The following is an 18620-nucleotide window of genomic DNA, read 5'->3' as shown; positions in this document are numbered from 1 at the left end:
ATAAAAAAGCCCCAAAGTTGCTGACAACTTTGGGGCTTTTACATTTTATAAAAGACGATTGATAACAGGCTATTAGCTTTCGCTATCCGTATCGTCAGATTCTGATTTTTCAGCTTGCGTTGGCTTTTTATGCTCAGTCTTAGGCTTACGTGTACGCGCCTTAGGTACTTTTGGCGTGGTTAAATTAAACATGCCTTTTTGTGGCAACAGCTGCTCAGCCACATTTTCAATCATGTTTTTATAACTGGCGATAGTTGTTTTTGACTTCGCCGCCTGAATCTCTTCTTTTGTCGCTGGCTCAGCTACTGGCTCAGTTGACGCGGATGGTTCATCGGTTTCGCCTTGCTCGACATCAGAAACGGTGGTTTCGGTATCAGCATCTTTGACCTCAGCATCTGCTGTTTTAAGGTCTTCCGCCTCCACAGCATCAGTATCAGATTGCGCCGCTTTTTCTTCTTCTAGCGCTTGCTCAACCTTTAACAGTTGCTCACTATCGGCGCTGACGTCATCTGTCTGACTCTGATTGGCGAGAGCAGTCGCTTCTACTTTATGAGCATCTACATGAGCATTGCCGTCGCTGTCAGCTGCTAAAGCATCATTTGCCGGCGCTTCAGAAGTTGTCACTGCAGCTACTTCCTGATAGTCAGGATGCTGACCGCGTGGGTCGTTGCTTGCTCTTTTGTTGATAGCGCGTGGTTCAACGGCTGTTTTACCTTGCGCTGCGGCAAACTGACTGACCGCTTGCGTCATCGTCTCAAAGCGGGCGATATAATCTGCTGCTAAAGGCTGATAACCATAGTTGCTAAAGTCAAAATCTTGATTGGCAGTTTCGCCATTCTCAACTTTAGACTCGTTGCTGCTATCGACCTTGACCTCGTCCTCATTAGTGATAGCGGCTTGAGCTCGCTCTAAATGCAAGGCAATAGCCGCGTTGAAGCAATTAATAACGCCTTCTGCTGCTAAGCGCGCTTGCGCTTCGGGTAGCGTTGCACGGATAAATTCACCAACTGTACCGCGGATAGTCGGCATATTTACAGTGGTTGGCTTGGCTTGCTCATTTACCTGAGGTATTTCAGCTACTGATGTTTTAGTTGTCGGTGTTTGAGCATGCTGACGACGTACCACACGTGGGTCATTGCTGGCTTGACCAAACTTATTGGCCGTCACATAGCGCTTAGCAAATAAAGCTTCATGGTTAAGCTCAAACGCTGGTTGCTTGCTATTGCTGGCATCGTCAGCCTTAGAATTAACATCAGAGTCAGTCTCAGAAGCAGTTTCCTGAGGTTTCTCTGTAGCTGCTTCATTTTCAGCGGTGGCGTCTACTGGCTTTTGACTTTCCGCTAGCTTTTTGATATCAGCTGGACGGTCAGTTTGAACATCACTGCTGTTAGACGTTACTTGCTCATCTGCCATTGCTTCTTTAGCATCAACTTTTTTAGCGGCGATTTTACTATCGTCTACAGATTGAGCATCAGACATCTGCACCTTAGCTTCAGTAGTGCTTGGTTGTGCTTGATCTGCTTTTGGCTCTGATATTTTTGCTTCTTCTAAATGAGCTGCTTCTAGATGAGATGCATCACTGTTAACAGTTTCAGCTCTATTGACTTGCTGACTGCTTTTTTCACGATTATCAACCGATACATTACTGCTTTTAGCAGCCTGACTGTCGGTCTTTTGCTCAACAATTTCCTGCTTATCTGAATTTTCCGGCGTGCTGTCTTCTTGACGCGCTTTCTCTGTATTAGCGTCATTGCTAGATTTTTCAGCGCTCTGCTTTCCAGGCGTTTGGCGAGTGGCTGTTATAGACTTACTGTCATCTAAAGATAAATGCACAACTTCTGGCGACTTAACCTCCATTGCTGCTTCATTGACCTGTAAAATAACTTCGTTAGGGTCTTGGTTGCGGCGCGAGCTAGATTGGTTTCTAGCATTGCCAGTGCTAGCATCTTTAGTGCTTTGCTGCCCATTTTGCTGTGCATTATTAGCGTTTAACGTTTCGCCGCGCTCAAGTTTGCCGCGTGATTGACGTTGGCTATTTGATTTACGTTTAGCACGAGTTTGCTCGTCTGCAGCATTGGCGTTTTTGTCATCAGCGTCGGTGCGCTCATGACGTTCATTGCCTTTGCTATTTTCGTTGCTCTCATTACCATTACGACCGCTGTCTTGACGATTATTGCGATTACGGTCATTAGGGCGTCTGTTATCCTGCTGACGTTTATCTTGGTTATTAGATTGTTGGCTATTCGATTCTTTATTATCAGCGCTATTTGTGCTGCTCTCTATAGCATCCGCATCCGCATCCGCATCCGCATCGCTAGTGACGTTGTCATTGGTTTCATCTGACGGCTCTTTTCTTTGGCGCGTCTTAGAAGGTCTTGATTTACGTGGCTTACGTCTTCTTCTTTCTTCAGCATCATTGTCGTCGTTAGAAGTATTGTTAGCGGTCTGTTGGTGATTGGCGTTAACGTTTGACGGCTGATTATTGGCTTGCTGATTGCTCTCTTGTTGCGCTGCTGAGGCTTGATTATTAGCACTAAGCGCACTGTTATCCACTTGACCAAACGAGCCTAAGCTTTGCGCGCCAGTATTGACCAGAGCTTCAATGGCTTCAGCAGCATCACGACTACTGACGCTATGAGAGGTTTGTGCCTGCGGTGCTTGGGCAAATAAATTGGATAACCAAGCGACGGCTTGCGGTTGGGCAGCAGCAACTGGCGTGTTTTGGGTCGCTACTGGCGCAGCTGTAGCCACAACAGCCGGTGCACTTTGCGTTGGCGCTTGTGTTTGTGGCTGTGTTTGCGGCGCCCGTGCTGATGAAACATTGCTAGCATTGGCATTGCTACGATGGTCATTGCTATGACTGGTCGTATTCTGCTGCTGGCTTGGCGCAATTTGCTGCTCATTGGCGCTCGTAGTCGCTTGACTGCTGTTATCGGCTATTTGACGTGGCTGGCGGGTCGGCTGCTGCTCGGGACGCTCTTTCTCAGCAGTTTGCCAGTCAACCTCGTAGCCAAGATCACTATGTTCTTGGGCTGTATCCGTAATACGCTCGTAGCTTGAAGGCGCAAAGCCATCACGGTTAAAGTGTAGCTTAAAGTTTGGTGACTCTAAATGTGCGTGCGGCAAGATGGTGATACGCGTACCACTGTCTTGCTCAAGATAAACTAAGGCATCGCGCTTTTCATTTAATAAGAAAGCTGCGATATCAGTCGGTACTTCGGCTTGCACTTCACCTTGACGCTCTTTTAGCGCAATTTGTTCAATCTGACGCATAATCGATAGTGACAGCGAGCGCAAGTCACGAATCATACCGTTGCCATGACAGCGCGGGCAGATATAACCCGTCGACTCTTCTAATGACGGACGCAGACGCTGACGGCTCATCTCCATCAAACCAAATTTAGAAATATCACCGAATTGGACGCGGGCGCGGTCATATTTCGTCGCATCGACTAGACGTTTTTCAACTTCTTTTTGATGCTTATTGTCATTCATATCGATGAAATCAATGACAATCAAGCCGCCCATATCACGTAGACGCAATTGACGAGCAATCTCATCGGCGGCTTCTAGATTGGTATGATAAGCCGTTTCAGCAACGTCTGAGCCTTTAGTCGACTTAGCTGAGTTGATATCGATAGACACCAAGGCTTCAGTTTGGTCAATAACGATTGAGCCACCTGATGGCAGACGTACTTCACGCTGATAAGCCGTTTCGATTTGTTTTTCGATATTAAAGCGTGAAAACATCGGCTCATAATCGGTATATTTACGTAGCTTTTCAGCTTGTTTTGGCATCACCGCATCGATAAAACCTGCCGCTTCGATATAAGCGTTTTCGTTATCAATCCAAATCTCAGCAATATCATCACGTAGATAATCACGCACGGCACGGGTCACGACGCCAGCTTCTTGATGCACCAAGCGCGGTGACGGGTATTTTTGGTTTTGTTCTTGGATAGCTTGCCAGATATTAAGCAAGTGATTTAAATCGTGTTGTAAGTCTTCTTGGGTTTTGCCAATACCAGCAGTACGAATGATGACGCTCATGCCTTTTGGCAAATCTAAGCTGCCAAGCATACGCTTCATATCTTCGCGCAATTTGCCCGAGATTTGACGTGAGATACCACCGCCACGAGGGTTGTTTGGCATTAGTACCAAATAACGACCTGCTAGTGAGACGTAAGTTGATAAAGCAGCGCCTTTATTACCGCGCTCTTCTTTCTCAACTTGGACGATGAGCTCGTCGCCTTCTTTGATCAGTTTTTTGATATTTTCGTCACGTGGATTGCCGCTTAAATATTCAGCAGAAATTTCACGAATCGGTAAGAAACCTTGACGCTGTGAGCCATATTCGACAAATACCGCTTCAAGCGATGGCTCAACACGGGTTACATGACCTTTATAGATGTTAGATTTTTTTTGTTCGCGGGTACGGTTTTCTAAATCGAAATCGTAAAGATGATTGCCTTTACAAAGGGCAACACGAATTTCTTCGTTTTGGGTGGCGTTGATCAAAATGCGTTTCATATTGGTATCCTATGAGTACGCACAACAACGACGAGACAGGCTTTAGGGCAGGGTGGCAAGTGTGGCTAATAATACAATTAGCTGAGTAGACGTTAATGAGCGGTAGAACGTAAAGCAGGAATGGGATAAGCGCGCGGGCTTTTCGCAATCGCTTTTCGACCTAAAATGTATTAGCTATAAGGTATGCTAATGTCGGTAACATTCATATAGATAAGATAGGGTGTAAGGCTACTATCTATAGAGTTATTATGAATAGGCTTGTTCTAATGATTAATGCAGGAGCAAGTTAGTGGTCTTTTATCAGCAGTTGTCTTATCCAGTTTGGTAGTCAGCGCACGTTGTAAGGGTGGCGGTGGATAGTGACTGAGAGTCAAGAGGTCACAGGTACTAAAAAAGCATCGTGCTGTCACAGTAATCAATCAAGGTCTAGCAATAATATCGCTGTTAACTAAGGACTATTAAATAAGTGTCATAGTATAAAATAGTGCCGTGCAGCGGTTATCCTTTTAGGTAAAGCAATTGGTCATTCTTTATTTATCGTTCTTTTGGGTATAACGTCAATAATATCTGGGGTATCTCAAAGCTAGGTGGCGCTGCTGTCGTCATCAGCGGGGCGTACTTGGCAAACAGAATAAATGACCGGCTTATCGGCACGGTGTCTCTTGTCTATTCTACTTATCGTCCTCTGTTTGACCACCAATACTCAGGCAGCTATCGACAATCAATTAATGATGCTCGATTCTGGCTCTAAACGACCCATACTTGCTCATCTGCGCGCCTAAAGGACTGTATGATAAATAGCTATGTATGAACATAAATAGTTATCAAAGCAAGTCGTGGTTATGCGGTAGTGAGTAAATGTTATGTTGTTATCGTTTGATAAAATTGTTGTTACGCAATCTATCAAAGCGATGTTGTCTAATGTCACAATATTCTGTAATGATAAACAATCTTATGCTGATAATTTATCTGGTACTAATAAATACAGTTTTGCACTAATAAATGTCAGCGTTGTTCTTACAATTTATGGGGCATTATAGGGTATATCAAGGGATATAACACCCTTAAAATCGGATGAAACACACAAGCTTGGCAGGTTTTATAGCTGGCAGCGCTTTACTAACCAGTAATGGTTAGTAATAAAAACGGCGCTGCGCTGTCTGTAACAACAATGAATTATTGTCGCAGCCTCTGCTTAATTGGCGCTCAACATGCTAAACTATAGCAAATCTTTATGTAAATACCTAACTAAAAATGACGAATGCCAAAATGACAAACGACGAACCTATCCACGAAGCTCCAGCTATCTTTAACAGCAAAACGCGCCCGCAAAGCGCCGATGACGAAATTAGTAACTTTGAAAAGGTGAATTACCTTGAAGTCACTCGCCATCAGCATGACCAGCGCTTGGACAACTTTTTGCTCAATCGTCTAAAAGGCTTGCCTAAACCGCATATCTATAAAATGATTCGCTCGGACGAAGTGCGCGTCAATAATAAACGCTGTAAAGCGCATGACAGATTGCAGCGTGAAGACGTCGTGCGTATCGCACCTGTCCAGCTAGCCACCCGTGATAAACCTATTATCAGTACCGAATTTGCCAAGAGTTTATTGGCACGTGTGGTCTACGAAGATGAAGGCTTAATTGTATTGAATAAACCTTCTGGTATCGCCGTTCATGGCGGTAGTGGTTTAGATTTTGGCGTTATCGAAGCCATGCGTGAAGTGACGGGTAAAAAGTATCTCGAGCTGATTCATCGTATCGATAAAGATACCTCAGGTCTGCTGATGATTTCTAAGAAGCGCTCATCGTTAAAAGCCTTGCAGCAGCATCTTGTTGATAAGACCATCCAAAAACATTATCTATGTATTGCCAAAGGTCAGCCGGCGCTGAACGAGCAGCGTATCGATGCGCCATTATTGCGCTACACGTTGGCCAGTGGTGAGCGCCGCGTAAAAGTAGATGCACAAGATGCGCAAGCCAAAGAAAGCCAGACAGATATTATCGTTCATGGTCGTTTTATGCTTGCCAATCAGCCAGTCAGTTTGCTTGAAGCCAAGCCATTGACCGGTCGTACTCATCAAATTCGCGTACATTTGGCTCATATTGGTCATGCTATCTTAGGGGATGATAAATACAACGTGCATGACAAATCTGGCGTCCATCGTCTGTGTTTACATGCATGGCGTTTGGATATTCCTGGCTATGAGACCATTACTGCGCCATTACCAGATGAGATGGCAGCTTGGTTGCCAACTGAGATGCAGTTGCCTGAATAAGCTTAAAAGACTGATATTCAATTCTCAGTTTTTAAATGCATATTAAACACAAACGTCACAGTCACTTATTAGGGTATGTCTTAGCCAAATAAGTCATTGTGACGTTTTCACATCCGCCATTTATGATGATTCGTTAAGGGTTAGTCCATGACAGCAGTATCTATCGTTAATACATTAGCACCAACCAATACTTCTGAGTTATCAGCCGACCATCATTTAGCAGATAAAACGCTGATTATTTTTGATTGGGATGGTACCTTAATGGATTCGATTGGCTTAATTGTTGAGGCGATGCATGTGGCAGGCGAGGCACATGGCTTTACCACCACGGATCAGGCAGTCAAAGACATCATCGGGCTGAGCTTAATGCATGGCATTGAGATTTTATACCCGCAAGCAACAGATGCGCAGAAGCTAGCGATTCAGCAAAGTTATGCGGACTACTATATTCCAAACAGTCATCGTACGCCGTTTTTTGCGCCTATTGAAAATATGCTGCAAACTTTAAAACAGCAAGATAAGCAGCTTGCGGTCGCCACAGGCAAGAAAAGAAAGGGACTAGATCGGGTATTAGAAGGTTCTGACAGTCATCACTATTTTGCCATCACGCGCTGTGCTGATGAGTCAGGCTCAAAACCTGACCCGCAAATGCTGAGCGATATTCTAGACTTTACCAAGCAACCCATCTCTCATGCGGTATTTATCGGCGATAGTATTTATGATATTCAAATGGCAAACCGTTTGGGCATGACCAGTATTGCCGTTAATTATGGTACGGCATCGAGTAGCGAGCTTGCCGCCCAGCAGCCGACTTATCAAGTGGACACACCGCAAGCCCTGGCCGAGTTATTATGTGCCTAATTAAGAATTGATTTAAATGATGAAAGATGCTCATAAAAATCACAAACAAAAAGGGTTTATCGTTATTAGCGATAAACCCTTTTTGGTTAAAAACTATGGCAGGCTAACAACCATAAGGTTTACTCGCCGTCTTTTTCAGCACTGTCGTTTTTAACACTATCTTTCTCAACATCACCTTTTTGAGCAGCGTCTTTTTCAATTGCATCCTCTAGCTCAGCGCCTTCTAGCAAAGCAAAAGAGGACTCAATAATTTTATTGGCATCCAGTTGATACTCATACCAGTTGCCCATGACACCTGCCAATTCATCGAGACCTTCTTTTCTTAACGCCGAAAATAGCTGAATGGTGCAGTTTAAGCCCAATTGTTTCAGTCTTTTACGGGTATTCAGTAACGCATTTTTAGAAGCACCATATTTAAGCTTATCGGCTTTGGTCAGCAGGATATGCACCGGCAGCTCACCATCTTTTGCCCAATACAGCATTTGCTCATCAAAGAATTTAAGCGGATGACGGATATCTGACATCAGCACCAAACCTGCAAGGCTTGAACGTGATACGAGATATTCTTCTAGCTCAACTTGCCATTCTTTTTTCATCTCAAGCGGTACGGCCGCATAACCATAACCAGGCAAATCGACCAAACGTCTATCACTATCGCCGATACTAAAAAAGTTAATCATCTGCGTGCGACCAGGCGTCTTAGACGAGCGTGCCAATTGGCGCTGATTGGTTAATGCATTTATAGCTGATGATTTACCGGCGTTTGAACGTCCAGCAAAAGCAACTTCTAGCCCCACATCAGGTGGACAAAGACGAAAAGTTGGTGCAGACATCAAAAATTCTGTTTGCTGAATGCGCTGACGGGCTTTGGTATTAAAATCCGCATGCTCAGCGGCGACATCTTTGAACGGGGTACTCATAAGTGACTCATTAATCTTGAAAAATTGGATACGGTAGTGAAAAATTTTTAATCGAGCAAGGCTTAAAGCAGCGTATGGAATAGGTGCACTGCAAAAATAAGACTTCAATCATATAAGGGTTTTAGAATAATGCCTATTCTATACTATTACGGCGCTTAGTTATTGAAATAACGGCTATTAACCTCATATTAATCACAGCTTGATAAAAATATGTGCTTAAATGAATATTGTGTTTAGGGTCATTTCTACCTCATCACACAGCGTTAACAAAGCTAAACTATATTTATATATATTAGTACGACATATATTGTTACAATCTTAGTTAGAAAGATTGAATGAAAGACGTTTAATAAAATCATTGATTAAGCGAATGAAGAAACGAGGTGAGGTGTCCCATGTTCTCAGTCAGCAAATTTTTTGCCAAAAGTAACCGCTTATTAGCCAGTAGCGGCGCAGCGTTACTAATCAGTGCGGCAATGATAAGTACTGCCGGCGCAGCGGATATTGCTGCATCCTATGATAGCTCATGTGCTGCTTGTCACGATAGTGGCGCGCTAAATGCGATTAAAAAAGGCGACAGTGCCAAATGGCAACAGCTTATCAAACAAAAAGGTATGCCAGCGCTAGTTAAATCAGTAAAAAGCGGCATGATTCAAATGCCAGCGGGTGGCCTGTGCGAAGACTGTAATGATGACGATTACCGTAAGCTTATCGAATATATGAGTAAGTAGTAGGTGAGTATTTAAAGCTTAAATAATAGTAGAGATAAATAATATAAGGCGCAAGGTTGCTGAACCTTTTGCGCTTTTTGTTTTTTTATTAATCGTATAGCTATGGTATGAGCAGAAAAAAACTGCAATGCTACGATTAAGTAGGCAAATAGTAAAAAGTCTTGCTATAATAATCCAAAATAAACCCTGATATTAGTAAGTACTTTCGGACTGCTTGTGATAAAGACTATATAATATACGGCTTAGCTGAAAAATGATGGCTAGGTGACTATTATGTCTTTTGACACTGCAATCATGCTAGATAATGCTTACATCGAGTTAGTAGGATTTGTATCAATGAAAAAGTTAATCGCTGCCGCCAGCTTATGTGTTGCAAGTTTCAGCGTACAAGCTGCTATCACTGTTCCTAAATATGATCTTAACGCTGGCAAACAAGTCGCAGAAACGGTCTGTGCTGCTTGTCATGGTGTTAATGGTGTGAGTCCTATACCGGCCCAGCCAAATCTTGGTGGTCAAAACGTGAAGTACTTATACAAACAATTGGTTGAGTTTAAGTCAGGTTACCGCAAAAACGGTATCATGCAATCACAAGTTGCCAATTTATCTCAGCAAGATTTAGCCAACGTCGCAGGTTATTATGCAAGCCAAGCACCTTGGGGTGTGGCGTTTGGTAACCCTGCTACCACGCAAGAAGCGACTAAGCTGTTTTTAGGTGGTGATAAGTCACGTGGTGTCATTGGTTGCGCAGGCTGTCATGGTCCAGATGCAGCAGGTAACGTTTGGGCAGCATTTCCACGTTTAGGTGGTCAGCACGCTGAATATATCGCTACTCAGCTAAAGCTTTTCCGTGCAGCTGGTCGTGCAGACGATATCGATAGCGACGAGCAAAAACGTGCCAATGACGCAGCGAAAGAAGGCGAGATGGGTATGATGCAAACTGTCGCTTCAAAACTGTCTGATCGCGATATTCGTATCTTGTCAGACTATGTAAGTGCTATTCACTAATTCGTTGTATGTTTAAATGAAATACCAACTTATGTATTTTCATGCAGCCATTACGATTTAGCTATTAAACCCCGATTTCGGGGTTTTTTTATAACTGCTAGTCCTTATATAATTTGCATGACCTTTTATAAAACTTGTATAAGATAAGCCGCCTGTAGAAAAAATTATCATAGAAATTATAGGTGTTTATCAATGCTTTATATCACTAAGTGCTTTATATCATTAAATGTTATTCACTTTGAATCGCTTGGGTTTAAATTATGATGATCCGTTATGCTTCTTACTTTATAGCCGCGCTGCTCCCGCTACTATTGTTCCGATGGTTTGCACCAGCATCCATAGGCGAAATTGATTTTTGGTTGCTTTGGCTATTAGCGATGGTGCTCGTTTCGCTACCAGTGGTTTATGCTGAGATTGCCTTAGCCTATCGTAGTGCCGAAGCGCCTGTGGCCGGTATGCAAAAGCTCACTCGCGAGGCAGACGCTAGCTCTTTATGGCGCGGCTTTGGGTGGCTTGCAGCATTGGTGTCCATTATTATCGCAGCGCTGGTTATATCGGGGGCAAGTACGGGTATTTTAGCGGCTCTAACAGAGCTCAATAGCGCGCCTGACGTGCCAAGCTTTGCTATTGCCGCAGGCTTAATAGTCATTACTGTCTTATTAAGCTTATTGGGTGTCGCGCCTTTACCGATTGGTTTGGGCTTAATGCTGGTCGGTTTATTATTGGGCGTAGCAAACGGCTTACCAAATATCGCTTTTGCAATGACTGATGTTAGCTTAAGCGAATGGGCACGTGCCGTTGCTTTGGCGTTAGTCAGCGTGGGCGCAGGTACAGGCTTATATTGGTTTGGTCAAAGTTTAGTGAGTAAGCAAGCGGTTAGCGCGGTAGGTGCTGATAACTATAATGCCCAAAAACCTGCTCGTCATCATGCCGCGCAAGAATATCGCGCAACCAAGCTCGTACTACCGATTTGGATATTACAGCTGGTGGTTGGCGTGGTCGCATTATTTATCAGTGGCATGGCGTTACCACCGATTGGCCAGTTATTGTATTGGGTCGGGGTGTTATTTGTGGCCAGCTATTTATTACATTATAGCTCTCAGCAATTGGCGCATAAATTTGGCTTGCTGGTCAGTGTAGTGTTAACTTTCGTGATAGCGCTGCTGTTAGTGGTTGCCATACCTACTCATTGGCTGGTTGGTATTTTAGTAATTATCAGTAGTATCGCCGTTTTATTACTGTCAGTTTTCGCGGGTTGGCAGATGAAAATTAGCCATTTGCGCAAGTCTCTAAACTTTGGCAATGAAGCTTTTTATAATTTATGGCGAGTGGCAATACGGTTGGTTGTGCCGCTGGCGTTACTGTTAGCGCTAATAGGTTGGGTGATACAGTGGTTAAGCTAACGACTACTGCTAATAACAGTGAAGCTGACATTGATATGTCTCAGCCTGAGCAGAGCGATTTGATGACGGTATATCTGGCGTATGCCGAAGATGCAGAGCGTCAGCATTACCTAGCCGTCCAAGTCATCCAAGGTGCTACTTTGTATGAGACGTTGGCGCAAGCAGGTTGGCTAACACAGTTTGAAGAACTGGCAAGATGGTGTGAGCAAGTTGCTGAGATGACGACGCCAACGGCTAAGCGTTGGCGTGTTGGCGTATATGCGCAAAAGCAGCCGCTAAATTACACATTACAGCCTTTTGATCGGGTAGAGGTATATCGCAGCTTAAGCGCTGACCCTATGTCTCAGCGCAAAAATAAGTCTCGCGGTTAACCATCAGCCGTTATGATTCACTAGCAAGTTGTTATGGTTTGCTAGCAGACCTAAGATGCTGGTAAGCTGTCGATACCTTCGATACGGGTTACTATACCATTATCATCAAAATAGACAATTAAATGCTGGCTGGCATTTTTGACATCGGCGATACCTTTGCGGCGACCCTCTGTCCCTGCTTTATAGTCGTAAATATAATCCCAGCGTTTAGGCTCTAATGTATCTTTAATCGCCGGACTGCCAAGTATATAAAGAACCTGATTTTGATTCATACCCACTTGTAGCTTTTGTGCCTGGGTTTGGGTAATGGCGGTTCCTTGTGGCAAATCAATCTTATAGACACTCAGTAGTGAGCAGCCAGACATAGCCACAGCGGCACTAAGCATAGTGGTAATAGCAATCTTGCGTACTGCATTGGCAGCGCTTAACGAACGAAAATTTAATGTCTTTATCATGGTAAGATGACTCATAAGAAATGGGTTAGGCGCAGCTAAGAAACGGTGATGCTAGTCTCGCTGACAATCTTGGACAAATGATACGTCATTTACTTGCAATTGCCTACCACTTACGACATTATTTACCAAATACTATCTTACAGTATTTATTATTTATATTTTAAATTCATAGGCTTGGCGTCAGATTTTTATAAAAAAATGGTCTAAAGATTTGTTTAATAGTGGCTAATTTTTTATGACCCTTATTTTTCTCTCATCCAGTATTACGACTTATTGACGATTATTTAACTCGTATTTTTTGAACTTATTTACTAAGACTTTCATAGTCAGAAGGGACATTATGGCTTCTTTTACCAATCAAGATTTACGTAGAGCGGGTTTGAAAGTAACGTTACCACGTATAAAAATTTTAGAGCTGCTTGAAAGTGCTGAGCTGCATCATATGAGTGCAGAAGAGGTGTACAAGGCGCTGATTGAGCAAGGTGAGGATGTGGGTCTCGCAACTGTTTATCGCGTACTGACCCAGTTTGAGCAAGCGGGTATTGTCGAGCGCCATAACTTTGAAAACAATCTATCGGTGTTTGAGATTACCCAAGAAGAGCATCATGACCATCTGGTTTGCGATGTCTGCGGTAAGATTATCGAGTTTCATAACAAGATTATCGAAGAGGAACAGATGAAAGTAGCAGCAGAGCATGGCTTCAAGCTGTCTGGTCATTCTTTAGTACTCTACGGTATTTGTGATAATCAAGCTTGTAAAGACAGCGCAAAATAAGCGTTTTAGAAACGAATTGCCTTATAATGATAATTTAAGAACTAAAAAAAGCCCTCAAATTTAACGAGGGCTTTTTTATGCGAAAATACTAATTAAGCAATATCAAACTAAGTAATATCTAACGATAGACTATCGGCGCCTTCATCTAAATTGGCGGTGCCGTTCTTACTACTCAATTTAATCTTTAAGCGTAAATCGTTAGGGGAGTCGGCATGGAGAATGGCTTCTTTATAAGTAATTTCGCCGTGTTCATACAAATCAAACAGCGCTTGGTCAAAGGTTTGCATACCGCTCTCGCGTGAGCGCGTCATCACATCTTTAATTTCATGAACCTCGCCCTTACGGATATAGTCACTAATCAGCTGAGAGTTTAATAAAATCTCAATAGCGGCGCGGCGTCCTTTGCCATCAGGCGTTGGAATCAGCTGCTGAGCGATAATGGCTTGCAAGTTTAAGGACAAATCCATAAACAACTGATTATGACGACTGGTTTCAAAAAAGTGAATAATACGGTCAATGGCTTGGTTGGCGTTATTGGCGTGCAAGGTGGCAAATACTAAGTGGCCCGTTTCGGCATATTGAATGGCGTAGCTCATGACTTCGCGGTTACGAATCTCCCCAATCAAAATGACATCAGGCGCTTGGCGTAAGGTGTTTTTTAGACCCGCTTCAAAAGAATGGGTATCGATGCCGACTTCGCGCTGGGTAATGATACAACCGCGATGTTTATGGACAAACTCGATGGGATCTTCGATAGTAATAATATGACCGTGGGAGTTTTGGTTACGGTGTCCAATCATTGCCGCAAGGGTGGTCGATTTACCTGTACCTGTAGCGCCAACCAATAAGATAATACCACGCTTTTTCATGGCCAGCTCTTTTAACGCTGGTGGTAGGCGTAGTTCTTCAACCGTTGGGATATTATTTTCAATTTTCCGTAAAATCATCCCTGCCATATCGCGCTGTATAAAAGCACTGACTCGAAAACGCGCCTGCTGAGCTTGGTCGGTAATCGCAAACTGACACTCGTTGGTTTCGTCAAACTCTTTTTGCTGGCTTGACGTCATCACACCTTTAACCAGTCTCATAGTTTGCTCAGCCGTTAAGGGTGTTTTACCCACGGGCAAGATTTTCCCATTGATTTTCATGGACGGCGCGACATCGGCGGTAATAAAAAGGTCAGAGCCATTTTTATTAATCATCAATTGTAAAAGTTTATCAATGTCCATAACGTACCTGCATTTGCGATAAATAGAGTAAAATTTGCTTCAATAAACTTTTGAGATTTGCTAATAACTGCTTTTATATAAAAGCTTCAGGCTGTTTAGCATAAGGACGTGCGACATCTTTACTAATGGTACCTTTTGACACAAGATTTTTGAGCGTTTGGTCAAGGGTAATCATGCCATCTCCAGCGCCCGTCTGAATAGAGGAGTACATTTGAGCAATTTTGTTTTCACGTATTAGGTTACGAATAGCTGGCGTGCCTAGCATAATTTCATGCGCGGCAATTCGTCCGCCGGTTTGACGACGCAGTAGGGTTTGCGAGATCACCGCTTGTAGCGATTCTGATAACATCGCTCGAATCATATCTTTTTCAGCAGCAGGGAAGACATCAATCACACGGTCAATGGTTTTGGCCGCTGAGCTGGTGTGCAAGGTGCCAAAGACTAAGTGTCCCGTCTCAGCAGCAGTTAAGGCTAAGCGAATGGTCTCAAGGTCACGAAGCTCACCAACGAGGATAACGTCTGGATCTTCACGTAGGGCAGAGCGCAATGCTGGCTCGAAACCTAAGGTATCGCGGTGTACTTCACGTTGGTTAATCAAACTCTTTTTAGACTCGTGGACAAACTCAATCGGGTCTTCGATGGTCAAAATATGTTCTTTGCGGGTTTCATTGATATAATCAATCATTGCCGCAAGCGTGGTCGATTTCCCTGAGCCCGTCGGACCTGTGACTAACACTACACCGCGTTTAAAGTCAGACACACGTTTGAAAACCTCACCCATACCTAAGTCTTCCATGGTGAGAACTTTGGAAGGAATGGTACGAAAAACAGCGCCAGCACCGCGATTTTGGTTAAAGGCATTGACACGAAAACGCGCTAAATTCGGAATTTCAAAAGAGAAATCAGTCTCAAAAAACTCTTCAAAATCGGCACGTTGCTTATCATTCATGATGTCATAGATCAGCTGATGCACGACCTGATGGCTCATCTCTGGCATATTGATACGGGTCATCTCGCCATCGACACGAATCATCGATGGCATACCGGCTGAAATATGTAAATCTGAGGCTTTGTGCTTGACCGTAAAGCGCAGCAGGTCTTCGATGCTTAAATTGTTCTTTTCAGCCATAATCGGGTATTCCTATCAATAAATAAGGGTGAGCCAAAAAGCGTCTAAAAGAAATATTGAATAGCTATTTTTAACGCTGTTTAAGCCAATTATCTTAAAAATATGTTGATATTTACTGTGTTTGTTACTATTACTATGTTTTTCAGTAGTATATGTTAGACCATGTAACAATATCATAACAAGAATGTGGTTATTTAACCATCTACTATATAAATAAAATGTAAAAATAGTTCAGTTCTTCATTGTTCATTAATATGAGTTTATCTTTTCTCTATTAACAGAGTGTTTATTAAAATTTAAAATTACTTATAAAAATACTTCTCTAAAACAATCGCATCCTTTATCTCCATGAGCCTTTTATGAACGATATCTTTAAGCAATCCCATAAAAATAATATTCCTACTGTTATGGCTGCCATTGACACGCAAAATGATGAAAGTAACATCGATAATATAAGTTTAATTGAAAGTTGGCAGCAGGTTGGCAAACATGTGGCGCAGGCGTGTGCACAAGCTAAAAGGCAAACTGATGAGGTCACCTTACTGGCGGTATCTAAAACCAAGCCTGCTGAGATGATTGCGACATTAGTACGTCAAGGGCAGCGCGATTTTGGCGAAAATTATCTGCAAGAAGCGCTTGAGAAGATACAAGTTTTACGAGGACATCCAGAATGTGAACATATTGTTTGGCATTATATTGGGAGTATTCAACGTAATAAAACGCGTGATATTGCGGAGCATTTTGATTGGGTGCAAACGCTGGAGCGTGAGATTATTGCTAAGCGTTTAAATGAACAACGCCCTGCCGAACTGCAACGCCTTAATGTATTGATACAAGTCAATATCGATAATGAAGACAGTAAATCAGGATGTTTGCCAGCCGAACTACCCGAATTGATAACTGCTATTAAGCATTACGAGCGCTTGCAATTGCGTGGTTTGATGATTATACCGTCAAAAGCCAATACTGATGCCTTTGCTCGAACCAAGCAATTATTTGAAGATATCAAGATTGAGCATCCAGAGTTGCAGAAGTGGGATACGCTGAGCATGGGGATGAGCGACGATATGAGCGCCGCCATTGCCAATGGCTCGACGATGGTACGCGTCGGCACGGCGATATTTGGGTCACGCGTCTGATTTTAAGCTTGGCATTAATTTAGTATTAAGTCATTTAGTTAACACTAACTCAGTTCATCAGTAACTAAATATCAAACTTAAAAAACACTTTTTATTTAACGGGTTCTTCAAGTTTAGTGACAAGTAGCTGCGTAATTTTAAGATTGTCAGTAGCGATAATCTCAAAACGATAATTGGCGTATTCGATGGTATCGGTTTTTTTAGGAATTTTGCGCAGCATATACATCATAAAGCCGCTGATGGTTTCATAGTTTTGACTGCGCGGTAAATTGACAGTATCTAGCGCCCGAATAACGTCTTCAATGGGCGTCATACCATCGATAAGCCAAGAGTTATCCGTACGCTGCACGATAGGTTGCTCTTCAACGGTCACCAGCTCACCCATGACAATACTCATCACATCGCGTAGGGTAATGACCCCAACCACCAAGCCATATTCATTGACGATAACGGCAAAATCAGCGCCGGTCGATTTAAACATCTCTAACACTTCAAACAAAGACAAAGTATCGGGTACAAATAACGCTGGTTTTAATAGCGCTTTGTCAGTTAGGCTAACCTCTTGCTGGTTAAGTACCAAGGCTAAAAAGCTGCGCGACTCCACATAACCGATGATTTGTTCTAAATCGTCTTCCTCACAGACCAAAAACTTATTATGTGGCTGCGCAATCATCACCTCGACCACTTCTTCTGTACTGGTCTTGCTATCAAAATAGACGATATGCTCACGCGGATTCATCACTGAGGTGACGGTACGCTCTTGCATCTCAAAGATGTTTTCGATCAAATGGTGCTCTTGTTTTTTGAGCACACCGGCTTCAGCGCCAGCATCCATTACGGCATAAATATCTTCTGGAGTCATGTCATCTTGGCGAATGGTTGATATATTAAAAAGCTCAAAGATAAGGTTTGCTGCGCCATCAAAGACCCAAATAACCGGCTTAAAAATAAAAGTCAACGCCATCATAGGGCGTACCAGTCGCACAGCAAAGACTTCTGCATTAGACATCGCCAAGCGCCTAGGCATCAAATCAGCAAGTAGGGAAAACAAACTGGTAATAAGGACAAATGAGATAACGGATGCCGCCGCTTCATGATTGATCAACAGCTGCAAATAAGGGCTAATGGCTGACTCACCAACCGCACCAGCTGAAATGGCGACGGCGTTAAGTACGACTTGCACCACAGTAATAAATCCACCAGGATTTTCTTGCATATGTAGGACATCAAGGGCGCGGACTTCGCCTTCTTTTGCCATGATTTGGAGCTTAATCTTGCGACCAGCAGCGATGGCAATCTCGGCGGCAGAGACAAAAGCACTCAAGGTAAGTAATAGAAGAAGGAAGATAGTAGCGGTTAGCAAACTCATGAAGGACTCGGATAAAAATAGGTAGGGTAGTTAAATAAAAAATAATAGTTGGAATAATGAGAAGTAAGAAACTATGTATAAATATTTAGAAACGTTAGGGCGTGTCCCTAATTCAGTTTGCAGTGGATCATAGTACAAGCCAGATATAGCATAGATTTATAATTTCGTGCCAGTTTTTCGTAGCGAGTCGCAATACTACGAAAGTGTTTTAGCTTTGCAAATGTGTTTTCAACCAAGTGTCGTAGCTTATATAAATAGTGATCAAACGCTAGGTCTGGTTGCTTAGCGTTTTTTCTTTTAGGGATGACAGGGCTTATATTGTCTTGCTTTAGCCTAGTTCTAATGGTTTCAGAATCATAAGCTTTATCAGCAATAAAGTAGGTCGCATCCGTTAGCATCTCTATAATGTCATCTACCGCTTGG

The 18620-nt window shown here is 43.0% G+C and carries 15 protein-coding genes; 8 read left to right on the top strand and 7 right to left on the bottom strand.

Translation table 11 applies throughout. From position 1 onward, the window contains the following. Window positions 1–72 precede the first annotated feature (72 nt). A complete protein-coding gene (locus JMX13_RS07600) occupies window positions 73–4530 on the bottom strand; it encodes an Rne/Rng family ribonuclease (RefSeq protein ID WP_201611760.1) in 4458 nt (1485 codons plus the stop codon). 1269 nt (window positions 4531–5799) lie between these two features. Between JMX13_RS07600 and JMX13_RS07595 the strand changes: the two genes are divergently transcribed. Continuing rightward, on the top strand, window positions 5800–6810 hold the full coding sequence (locus JMX13_RS07595; RefSeq protein ID WP_201611756.1) for an RluA family pseudouridine synthase: 1011 nt from the start codon (window positions 5800–5802) through the stop codon (window positions 6808–6810). 147 nt (window positions 6811–6957) lie between these two features. After that, window positions 6958–7671, top strand: a complete 714-nt coding sequence (locus JMX13_RS07590) for an HAD family hydrolase (RefSeq protein WP_201611754.1) — start codon at window positions 6958–6960, stop codon at window positions 7669–7671. Between the two features lie 119 nt (window positions 7672–7790). Here JMX13_RS07590 and yihA read toward each other — a convergent pair whose 3' ends face one another. Beyond that, a complete protein-coding gene (yihA, locus tag JMX13_RS07585) occupies window positions 7791–8591 on the bottom strand; it encodes a ribosome biogenesis GTP-binding protein YihA/YsxC (RefSeq protein WP_201611751.1) in 801 nt (266 codons plus the stop codon). 395 nt (window positions 8592–8986) lie between these two features. On the opposite strand from yihA, the gene JMX13_RS07580 reads away from it, so the two are divergent. The 4 genes from JMX13_RS07580 to JMX13_RS07565 all read left to right on the top strand — a co-directional run bounded on the left by JMX13_RS07580 (window position 8987) and on the right by JMX13_RS07565 (window position 12101). After that, window positions 8987–9322 (top strand): c-type cytochrome, encoded by a 336-nt coding sequence (locus JMX13_RS07580; protein WP_201611749.1) that lies wholly within the window; start codon window positions 8987–8989, stop codon window positions 9320–9322. Between the two features lie 336 nt (window positions 9323–9658). Beyond that, the gene (locus JMX13_RS07575; RefSeq protein ID WP_201547111.1) at window positions 9659–10327 is read left to right on the top strand and encodes a c-type cytochrome; all 669 of its coding nucleotides are present in this window, start codon (window positions 9659–9661) and stop codon (window positions 10325–10327) included. 260 nt (window positions 10328–10587) lie between these two features. Further along, complete coding sequence (locus JMX13_RS07570; RefSeq protein ID WP_201611748.1) at window positions 10588–11730, top strand: hypothetical protein; 1143 nt, start codon at window positions 10588–10590, stop codon at window positions 11728–11730. Next, window positions 11718–12101, top strand: a complete 384-nt coding sequence (locus JMX13_RS07565) for an RnfH family protein (protein WP_227686246.1) — start codon at window positions 11718–11720, stop codon at window positions 12099–12101. The genes JMX13_RS07570 and JMX13_RS07565 overlap by 13 nt, the downstream gene beginning before the upstream one ends. Window positions 12102–12151: 50 nt before the next feature. Here the strand turns inward: JMX13_RS07565 and JMX13_RS07560 are convergent, their stop codons facing one another. Beyond that, window positions 12152–12571 (bottom strand): outer membrane protein assembly factor BamE, encoded by a 420-nt coding sequence (locus tag JMX13_RS07560; protein ID WP_201611747.1) that lies wholly within the window; start codon window positions 12569–12571, stop codon window positions 12152–12154. Window positions 12572–12896: 325 nt separating this feature from the next. On the opposite strand from JMX13_RS07560, the gene fur reads away from it, so the two are divergent. After that, complete coding sequence (fur, locus tag JMX13_RS07555; RefSeq protein WP_149490558.1) at window positions 12897–13331, top strand: ferric iron uptake transcriptional regulator; 435 nt, start codon at window positions 12897–12899, stop codon at window positions 13329–13331. Window positions 13332–13438: 107 nt separating this feature from the next. Here fur and JMX13_RS07550 read toward each other — a convergent pair whose 3' ends face one another. Next, window positions 13439–14560 (bottom strand): PilT/PilU family type 4a pilus ATPase, encoded by a 1122-nt coding sequence (locus tag JMX13_RS07550; protein ID WP_201611746.1) that lies wholly within the window; start codon window positions 14558–14560, stop codon window positions 13439–13441. A gap of 73 nt (window positions 14561–14633) precedes the next feature. Continuing rightward, a complete protein-coding gene (locus tag JMX13_RS07545) occupies window positions 14634–15689 on the bottom strand; it encodes a type IV pilus twitching motility protein PilT (protein ID WP_201611744.1) in 1056 nt (351 codons plus the stop codon). A gap of 407 nt (window positions 15690–16096) precedes the next feature. Here JMX13_RS07545 and JMX13_RS07540 point away from each other — a divergent pair, with 407 nt between their 5' ends. Continuing rightward, window positions 16097–16828 carry a YggS family pyridoxal phosphate-dependent enzyme gene (locus JMX13_RS07540; protein ID WP_413786309.1) on the top strand — a complete coding sequence of 244 codons (732 nt, stop codon included), beginning with the start codon at window positions 16097–16099 and terminating at the stop codon, window positions 16826–16828. Between the two features lie 91 nt (window positions 16829–16919). Here the strand turns inward: JMX13_RS07540 and JMX13_RS07535 are convergent, their stop codons facing one another. Continuing rightward, complete coding sequence (locus tag JMX13_RS07535; protein WP_201611740.1) at window positions 16920–18197, bottom strand: hemolysin family protein; 1278 nt, start codon at window positions 18195–18197, stop codon at window positions 16920–16922. A 107-nt stretch (window positions 18198–18304) separates the two neighbouring features. Next, window positions 18305–18620: transposase (locus tag JMX13_RS07530; RefSeq protein ID WP_201611738.1), on the bottom strand; the 316-nt coding region annotated here is incomplete at its 5' end.

This window comes from Psychrobacter immobilis (assembly GCF_904846285.1).
Taxonomy (GTDB): domain Bacteria; phylum Pseudomonadota; class Gammaproteobacteria; order Pseudomonadales; family Moraxellaceae; genus Psychrobacter; species Psychrobacter immobilis_D.
Note: the sequence above shows the minus strand (reverse complement) of the source record. Positions and strands in the feature narration are given on the sequence as shown.